The sequence below is a fragment of the Wolbachia endosymbiont of Drosophila nikananu genome, assembly GCF_028981865.1.
Taxonomy (GTDB): Bacteria; Pseudomonadota; Alphaproteobacteria; order Rickettsiales; family Anaplasmataceae; genus Wolbachia; species Wolbachia pipientis_B.
The window spans coordinates 30,736-38,851 of sequence record NZ_JAPQLL010000064.1 but is presented as its reverse complement, the minus strand read 5'-3'; the positions used below and the strand labels follow the sequence as shown (position 1 = coordinate 38,851).

General features: G+C 36.7%; 6 protein-coding genes and 1 pseudogene. 2 read left to right on the top strand and 5 right to left on the bottom strand.

What is annotated here, in order from left to right; genetic code table 11:
- Nucleotides 1–725: 725 nt before the first annotated feature.
- The 5 genes and pseudogenes from cgtA to murC form a co-directional block, all read right to left on the bottom strand.
- The gene (cgtA, locus tag OZD67_RS04385; protein ID WP_182183566.1) at nucleotides 726–1,748 is read right to left on the bottom strand and encodes an Obg family GTPase CgtA; all 1,023 of its coding nucleotides are present in this window, start codon (nucleotides 1,746–1,748) and stop codon (nucleotides 726–728) included.
- On the bottom strand, nucleotides 1,736–3,010 hold the full coding sequence (eno, locus tag OZD67_RS04380) for a phosphopyruvate hydratase (RefSeq protein ID WP_182183564.1): 1,275 nt from the start codon (nucleotides 3,008–3,010) through the stop codon (nucleotides 1,736–1,738). The genes cgtA and eno overlap by 13 nt, the downstream gene beginning before the upstream one ends.
- An 80-nt stretch (nucleotides 3,011–3,090) precedes the next feature.
- Nucleotides 3,091–3,240: pseudogene (locus tag OZD67_RS06460) on the bottom strand (WPE palindromic element domain-containing protein); the annotation flags it as partial.
- A gap of 82 nt (nucleotides 3,241–3,322) precedes the next feature.
- On the bottom strand, nucleotides 3,323–3,610 hold the full coding sequence (locus tag OZD67_RS04370; RefSeq protein WP_182184098.1) for a GIY-YIG nuclease family protein: 288 nt from the start codon (nucleotides 3,608–3,610) through the stop codon (nucleotides 3,323–3,325).
- A gap of 66 nt (nucleotides 3,611–3,676) precedes the next feature.
- On the bottom strand, nucleotides 3,677–5,191 hold the full coding sequence (gene murC, locus OZD67_RS04365; RefSeq protein ID WP_182183561.1) for a UDP-N-acetylmuramate--L-alanine ligase: 1,515 nt from the start codon (nucleotides 5,189–5,191) through the stop codon (nucleotides 3,677–3,679).
- Between the two features lie 26 nt (nucleotides 5,192–5,217).
- Between murC and OZD67_RS04360 the strand changes: the two genes are divergently transcribed.
- Together OZD67_RS04360 and OZD67_RS04355 are read left to right on the top strand one after the other, a co-directional pair.
- Nucleotides 5,218–5,892: a septal ring lytic transglycosylase RlpA family protein gene (locus OZD67_RS04360; protein WP_182183559.1), complete on the top strand. Its 675-nt coding sequence runs from the start codon at nucleotides 5,218–5,220 to the stop codon at nucleotides 5,890–5,892.
- 289 nt (nucleotides 5,893–6,181) lie between these two features.
- Nucleotides 6,182–7,603, top strand: a complete 1,422-nt coding sequence (locus OZD67_RS04355; RefSeq protein ID WP_182183558.1) for an AAA family ATPase — start codon at nucleotides 6,182–6,184, stop codon at nucleotides 7,601–7,603.
- Nucleotides 7,604–8,116: the final 513 nt, after the last annotated feature.

The following is an 8,116-nucleotide window of genomic DNA, read 5'->3' as shown; positions in this document are numbered from 1 at the left end:
GGCTACTTGGATGACACCTTGACGATTTGAAGAATCATCATACCGCTGCTTGTTAGCGGGATCTAGAGATACCGCGGCGGGATGACGGTTAAGCAATTCGTCATCCCGCTACTTGTTAGCGGCTAAGAGATACCGCGAATGAATCGTGGTATGACGGTCTGCGGCAGTATGACGGTTCGCGGTGGTATAGTAATTCGTCATCCCGCTGCTTGTTAGCGGGATCTAGAGATACCGTGGCGGGATGACGAGGATGCCGCCGCGAACTTGTCATTCCAGTGCTTGACACTGGAATCCAGTTTTCCATATAATCTCATCGAAAATGTTGTAACCACTTTCTATGCTAGTTTGCTTACTTACAAGCAAACTTTTCTGGATCCCAGTGTCTGGGCACTGGGATGACAGCATCATAAAGAAACCAGTGTCAGCTACTTGAATGACATCATAGGGGCTACTTTCATGACATCATTCTCTTTCCTGGATCCCAGTGTCAGCTACTCGGATGACACCATTTGTTGTAAACTCACTTTTACTCTATGGTCTTGCCGCTATCCTGAACGGATACCTTTTTTTTCATTTGCTTAAATATTTATAGCTAACATGAACTGGGCAGTGCGTCACACGCTGACCATTTACTGTGCAAATCACCTTCAAAAACAAACGTTCGTACACATATATTCTAGTTATATGATAAAATAAATGAAAAACATCAATTATCTAAATGAAATTCACATCTTAAAAGGATCATATACATCGATTTCCTTAGAATTACTCTTTTTCAATTTTTCACTTAATAATCTTAAAATAGGCTGTAAATCACCATTAATTGATAAGCACAGCACTTCTTTATTAAGATAATTGGCTAGGTGATTCTTCTTTTCTAGAATTTCCGCTTCTCTCAGCAAGTCGCATTTGTTTAATACTACAATCTCTTCTTTTTTAACAAGATCACCATTGTAAAGTTCCAATTCATTATGGATACAACTATAAGCCGAAACAACGTCATCATGAGTTACATCGATTAAATGAAGTAAAATTTGACACCTTTCTATGTGCTTTAAAAATTTATGTCCGAGCCCAACTCCAAGGTGAGCATCGGTGATTATTCCAGGAATATCTGCTATTACAACTTCGCTATCATCCACTTTTGTCACACCTAAGTGGGGTCTTACGGTGGTAAATGGATAATCGCCTACTTTTGTATCGGAATTTGAGCAGCGAGTCAAAAATTTTGATTTACCTGCGTTTGGCATGCCAATAATTCCAACATCTGATAAAACTTTTAGTTTTAATAATACATGTTTTTCTTCGCCAGGCTGACCGTAAGTAAAATGTCTTGGTGCCTTATTAGTAGAAGATTTAAAATTAGTATTTCCAAGTCCACCTTTTCCACCCTGTGCTACTTGAAATTCTATACCAGACTTGTCAAGGTCTACTATTATCTCCTCACTTTCTTCATCAATTATTTGTGCACCGACTGGAACTCGAAGTATAACGTCTTTCCCCGCTGTGCCAGATCTATCCCTGCCTGCACCATTTTTCCCATTATCTGCTTTAATGTGTCTTCTATAACGAAAATGAAGCAAAGTGTTAAGGTTAGCGTCGCTGATGAAAACTATGTTTCCACCTTTTCCTCCGTTACCGCCGTTTGGCCCACCAAATTCAACGAACTTTTCTCGACGAAAACTTGCACAACCGTCACCACCATCACCGGCTTTTAAACACAATTTTACTTCATCTATAAAACCCATGCTAACCCACGATAATATTTAGCATCTTTTCCTAATGTGCCTTCTATTCTCATTAGCTCGTTATACTTCGCTAGCCTATCAGAACGCGACAGTGACCCGGTTTTTATTTGCCCGCAATTTGATGCAACTGCTATATGAGATATTGTTGTGTCTTCTGTTTCACCTGAGCGGTGAGAAATAACAGCTTTGTAGTTGTTTGATTTTGCCATTTCAATAGCAGCAAAAGTTTCTGTTAACGTCCCTATTTGATTTGGCTTGATCAGTACAGCATTTGCCATTTTTTCTTCTATTCCTTTGCCTATTAGTTCACAATTTGTAACAAATAAATCATCCCCAACCAATTGAATTTTACTCCCCAATTTTGCAGTAAGTAATTTCCAACCTTCGTAATCGTCTTCACTTATTGCATCTTCTATAGAAATTATTGGATATCCTTCCACAAGATTACAATAATATTCAGTCAATTCTTTTGAAGTAAGCTCTTTATTTTCAAATTTGTAAATTCTATCTTCATAAAAAGTAGATGAAGCAACATCAAGGCCTAGTGCAAAATCACTTTGTGCTGAATAACCTGCTGATTCTATAGCGTATATGATCAAGTCAAGTGCTTCTTCAGTACTTTCAATATTTGGTGCAAAACCACCTTCATCTCCTACGTTTGTGCTATAACCTTTTTTCTTAAGAATGCTACGTAAGTTGTGGAACACCTCCGCAGATATTCTGATTGCTTCACTGAAAGTCTCAGCACCGACCGGAAGAATCATGAATTCTTGGAAATCGAGCTTATTGTCTGCATGTACTCCACCATTAATTATGTTAATGAGTGGAACCGGCATAACACTCATCTGCTCTCCTCCCAAATATCTACACAACGGTATTTTGAAACTGTTTGCTGCTGCTTTTGCAACCGCAAGAGACACACCCAAAGTTGCATTTGCTCCAAGTTTAGATTTATTTTTTGTTCCATCCAGTTCAATTAATGCTTTATCAATTGCACTTTGGTTTGTTGCATCCATGCCAATGATTTCATTTGCTATCACTCCATTTACAGCTTGAACAGCTTTCAGCACTCCTTTACCACAATACCTTTTCTCATCTTGGTCTCTGAGTTCCAAGGCTTCTAGTTTACCAGTTGAAGCTCCAGAAGGTACAGATGCTCTACCTATTACTCCATCACAGAGTTCAATTTCCACCTCAACAGTTGGGTAACCCCTGCTATCTAAAATTTCTCTTGCAAATACGTTGTTGATTATCTTATTCATTACATTAAACCTTTACTAGATTCACAATTGTGTGCACGGAACGTTCTGTCTCGGAAGATGTTATCCCAGCGCTGTAACATTTCAGTGTATGAACATTGCAATATACAGGTAATTTGAGTAGCGGATGGTGTCATTCCAGTGCTTGACACTGGAATCCAGCTTTTACTATACAGCCACCTGGTGTGCTCATTTACGATTAAGTTTTCTGGATCCCAGTGTCTGGGCACTGGGATGACATCATTCTTAGTGGAAGTTACCCCCATATCGCAACGTTCGTACAGTTGTGTGCTCCGACACTGGGATCCAGTTTTACTACACAATTTTATCATATAAATCCTCCCAGTCTGGATTCTCTTTCTCGATTAAATTCATTTTCCATTTTCTTTGCCAACTTTTTAAAAGCTTTTCTCTAGTAATAGCTAAATTTATGTCTTGAAACTCTTCGAAATAAACCAATCTATAAACACCGTATTTTGACGTAAAACTAGAAACAGTTTCACTTTTATGTTCATAAATTCGTTTTATCAGATTTGATATCACACCTACGTATAAAGTTCCGTTGCGTTCACTTGCAAGTATATAAACATAATAACTCTTCATACATAGTTGACTGGATTCCAGTGTCAAGCACTTGAATGACACCGGTACTTGCATTTATTCTATCGTTTAACTAGATGTTTGTACAGTTTCTGCTATGAGCTTCGCAGTTTCCTTTGCCAATTTATCTATATTACTACCAGCACCAATAAATAATACTACATCGCCTAAATTTGTCGAATCACTAATAAAACGTGAAATGAGTAGAGAATCATTCATGATTTTTACGCTATCAAACCCATTACTGATTAAAGCTTTTTGTATATCATCAATCCCACAACCAGGAATAGGCTTATCTTCTGGGGGATGAACAGGAGTGAGGATGACATAATCAAACATCATGAAAATTCGTATGAATTCATTAAAAAAATTACGAATGCGAGCAAAACGAAGTGGTTCGATAATTCCTATTACTTTTCCTTTAGTAATCGAACGTGCAGCTGTTAAAGTTGCATATATTTCATTTGGATGATGGGCATAATCCTCAATTAACTTAACACCTTTAATATTGGCAATCAAAGAGAATCTTCTTGCTACTCCTTGAAATTCCAAAAGGCCTTTTTTAATCTCAGCATTGCTAATCCCGAGCTTTATCGCAACTGATATTGCAGCCAAGGCGTTGCTGACCTTATGCATCCCTATTGCATTTGCTAGTATTACATTTTTTATGTTTCTGGATTCCAGTGTCACGCACTGGGATGACAGAGGGTGATGTGATGACACCTGCTTTCTTGTCATGCAAGTAGCTGACACTGGAATCCAATTGTTCAACACATCAAATTCTATGCTGTTAGCATGCTGCTTAACATTAACAGCTTTAATATTGGCACCCTCAAATCCAAACATCATAGAGTTACTTGCATCATAATTAATGCCTACAGAATCAGGCAAAACTGCAAAACCTGCTTTGCTTATAAACTGAGAAAACGCATTTTTAATATCGTCGAATGTACCATAATGATCCATATGATCGTCGTTAATACTCGTTATGACAGCAATATTTGCAGGAATTTTTAGCATGGTTCCATCAGACTCATCAGCTTCGATTAAAAAAATGTTACTCCTTCCAAGTCTTGAATTACTCTGATACGAATTTAGTATTCCTCCTACAATTACAGTTGCATCAATATTAGAATGATCAAAAATAGAAGCAATCATAGCCGTTGTTGTCGTCTTTCCACTTGAACCTGAAACTGCTATCACATATTTATCTTTCATAATTTCAGTAAGTATGTCTGATCTATGCAAAATGGTTTTATTGTTATTTCTCGCTGTTACTAACTCCACATTATCAGATTCTATCGCAGAAGAATATACAACTATTTGAGCTTGGCTTATATTATTAGCATTGTGACCAATAAAAACCTCTATGCCCAGCCTTTGTAATCTATCTACATTGTTGTTTGACTGTGCATCACTGCCTTGAACTTTGCAATCGGAATTGTGAAGAATTTCAGCAATGGCACTCATTCCGATTCCACCTATACCAATTATATGTATTATTCTTTTTTGAGTTTTGTTAATATTTAGCAGTAGATGTTTACTCATTACTAAATTTATTATAGTATAATTTAAAATCCTCATAGTATCGAACCCTCTTACCGAATACAATGATAAAAAACTTAGCCTTCCTATGTCTAATATTTGTTTTGATGAGTAGTTGTAGTTTTAGCAACAGGTTTAATTGCACTGCAGGTCATTATAAAATTGGCTGCAGCTACACAATAAATGGTATAACTTATTATCCAAAAAACTGTAAACACTATGAAGAGATAGGGATAGCATCGTGGTATGGAATAGAAGATCATGGCACGCTTACAGCAAATGGTGAAGTGTTTAACCGTCACTTGATCTCTGCAGCGCATAAGACTTTGCCCTTACCCTGCTTTGCTCTTGTCACTAATTTAGAAAATGGAAGAAAGCTTGTTGTAAGGATTAACGATAGAGGGCCTTTTATTGAAGGCAGAATAATAGACTTATCAGAAAAAGCAGCTCAAGTCTTAGGATTGCATAAAGTAGGGCTTGCAAAGGTAAAAGTCCAATACCTAAGAAAGATGTCAGAACAATTGATACAAAATACTCCCCATTACAGAAAGCAATATGAAAAAGAAATGCAGAAACGTCACCCAAAACAAGACAGTGCAGAAAGTAAGGGGTATGTTGCATTTTTTAAAAGTGCTCAGGCTGCTAAATCAACTGCATCAAAGCTTCGCAATCAAGAAATAAAAAATGTTAGATTACTTTTTAAGAACGATCAGTATTGCGTGAAAGTGAGTTATAGGTAGTGGTGAGTGCAGAATTCGAAAGATTTGGTTAATGTAAGAAACGCTGGCTAACTATTGTAAGTTAAAAACGTGATATAAAAAAGATATCAACAATTTATAGCTATACTGCCGCTGCTCTCCCTCGTCATACCGCAGCGGGATCTAGAGATACCGCGGCGGTATGAAGGTTTTTCAAATTGTCGTAAGTCAGTTTAGCTATAGCATTATAGAGACAAAGATCGAAATTTACTTATTTACGTCTCCAGTTTCATCATGTATAATGGAGACAAAGATTTATATTTTGTATTTTATGTCTCTGTTATTTATTGGTAGGCAAGCTGAATTAAAGCAACTGCTGGAGCTTACAGAAAAAAATACTGCTTCTTTTGTAGTAGTCAAAGGAAGGCGTCGTGTAGGAAAAAGTCGTTTAATTCAAGAGTTTGGTAAGTATTTTGAGCAATATTACTCATTTATAGGTTTGCCACCAGAAAAGCACACTACAATATCCCATCAACTTAATGAATTTTCTAGACAAGTTGCTAGACAATTTAATACATCTTTTGCTAGATATGACGACTGGAGTGACTTACTATGGGCAGTTGGTGAACGTCTACTATCAGGGAAAATATTATTGCTATTTGATGAAATTTCTTGGATGGGCTCAAAAGATCCAACTTTTTTAGGCAAAATAAAGAATTTTTGGGATACACAGCTAAAAAATAATAACAAACTAATTTTTGTCGTTTGTGGATCTGCATCATCTTGGATCGAGAAAAATATACTTAGTAGTACTGGTTTTGTAGGAAGAATATCGTTGACTTTAACACTCGGAGAATTATCACTTTCTGATTGCAACAGATTTTGGTCAAAAAATATTTCAGCATACGAAAAGTTTAAGGTGCTTGCAGTAACCGGTGGAATTCCAAAATATTTAGAAGAGATAAATTTTAAACACAGTGCTGAAGAAAATATTAAAAAGCTTTGTTTTATAAAAGGTGGGTTTTTAGTTGAGGAGTTTGACCAAATATTTTCAGATCTATTCATGCGAAAAACAGCTTTTTATAAGCAAATAGTGAAAGCTCTTTCTACTGGAGCTAAAGAACAGGAAGAAATTTGTACTGCTTTAGATATTGCAAGACATGGACGCATTTCTGAGTATCTACATGAGCTGGAGCTTGCCGGTTTTATTGCAAAGGATCATACTTGGAATATAAAAACGGGTACTGATTCACGACTCAGGAAGTACAGACTTCAAGATAATTATTTAAGGTTTTACCTAAAATATATTGAAAAAAATCTAGGAAAAATTAATCGCGACACCTACTCTATAGGGTTACTTACATCTCTACCAGAGTGGCACACAATTATTGGACTTCAGTTTGAAAATTTGGTGCTTAACAATAGAAAGAGCATACATAATATCTTGAGAATTGATGGAATAGTAAGCGAAAATCCATTTTTTCAGAGGAAGACAGGTGCTGGTTGTCAAATTGATTACATGATTCAAACAAGGTTTAACACCCTCTACATTTGTGAAACCAAATTTTCAAAAAATAAAATCGGTCATTCAATAATACAAGAAGTACAAAAGAAAATAGACACACTAAAGCGTCCAAAAGGTTTTTCATGCCGTCCAGTTCTTATTCACGTTAATGGTGTGAGTGATGACGTTATAGATAGTAATTACTTTTCAAACATAATTGATTTTGGAGAATTATTGAATTGTAAGTAATTCTTGCTCTATTTTTTCAACTTTGTGTTGTTTAACATTGGAACAAGATTCCAGATGACATCTTTCATGAACTCTTATTATAACAATGTTCGTACAGATGTGCGCGGTATCTCAGCCGCTAACACGTAGCGGAATGACAGCAGTCCTACGTCATACCACCGCGGTATCTCTTAGCCGCTAACACGTAGCGGGATGACGATTGTCAGGGTGTCATCCCAGCGCCTCTATGATGTCATCCCAGTGCCCAGACACTGGGATGACACCTGTAGCCCTACGTCATACCGCGATTCATTCGCGGTATCTCATCCGCTAACAAGAGATCCCGCTGCGGGATGACGGTTGTCGTTTAGCTATAAACATTAAGAAATTTACCAAATAAAAAAAAGGCAAAAGAAGCCCTAGTCATTGTCTATTTTCAGTATTGGCGTTTTTCAAGTCTTAAACACTGCAATTTAGCTGCTTTTAAATGCAACTAACCTTAGCTAAAATGTTTAAGAAATTTACTAAGCAGAA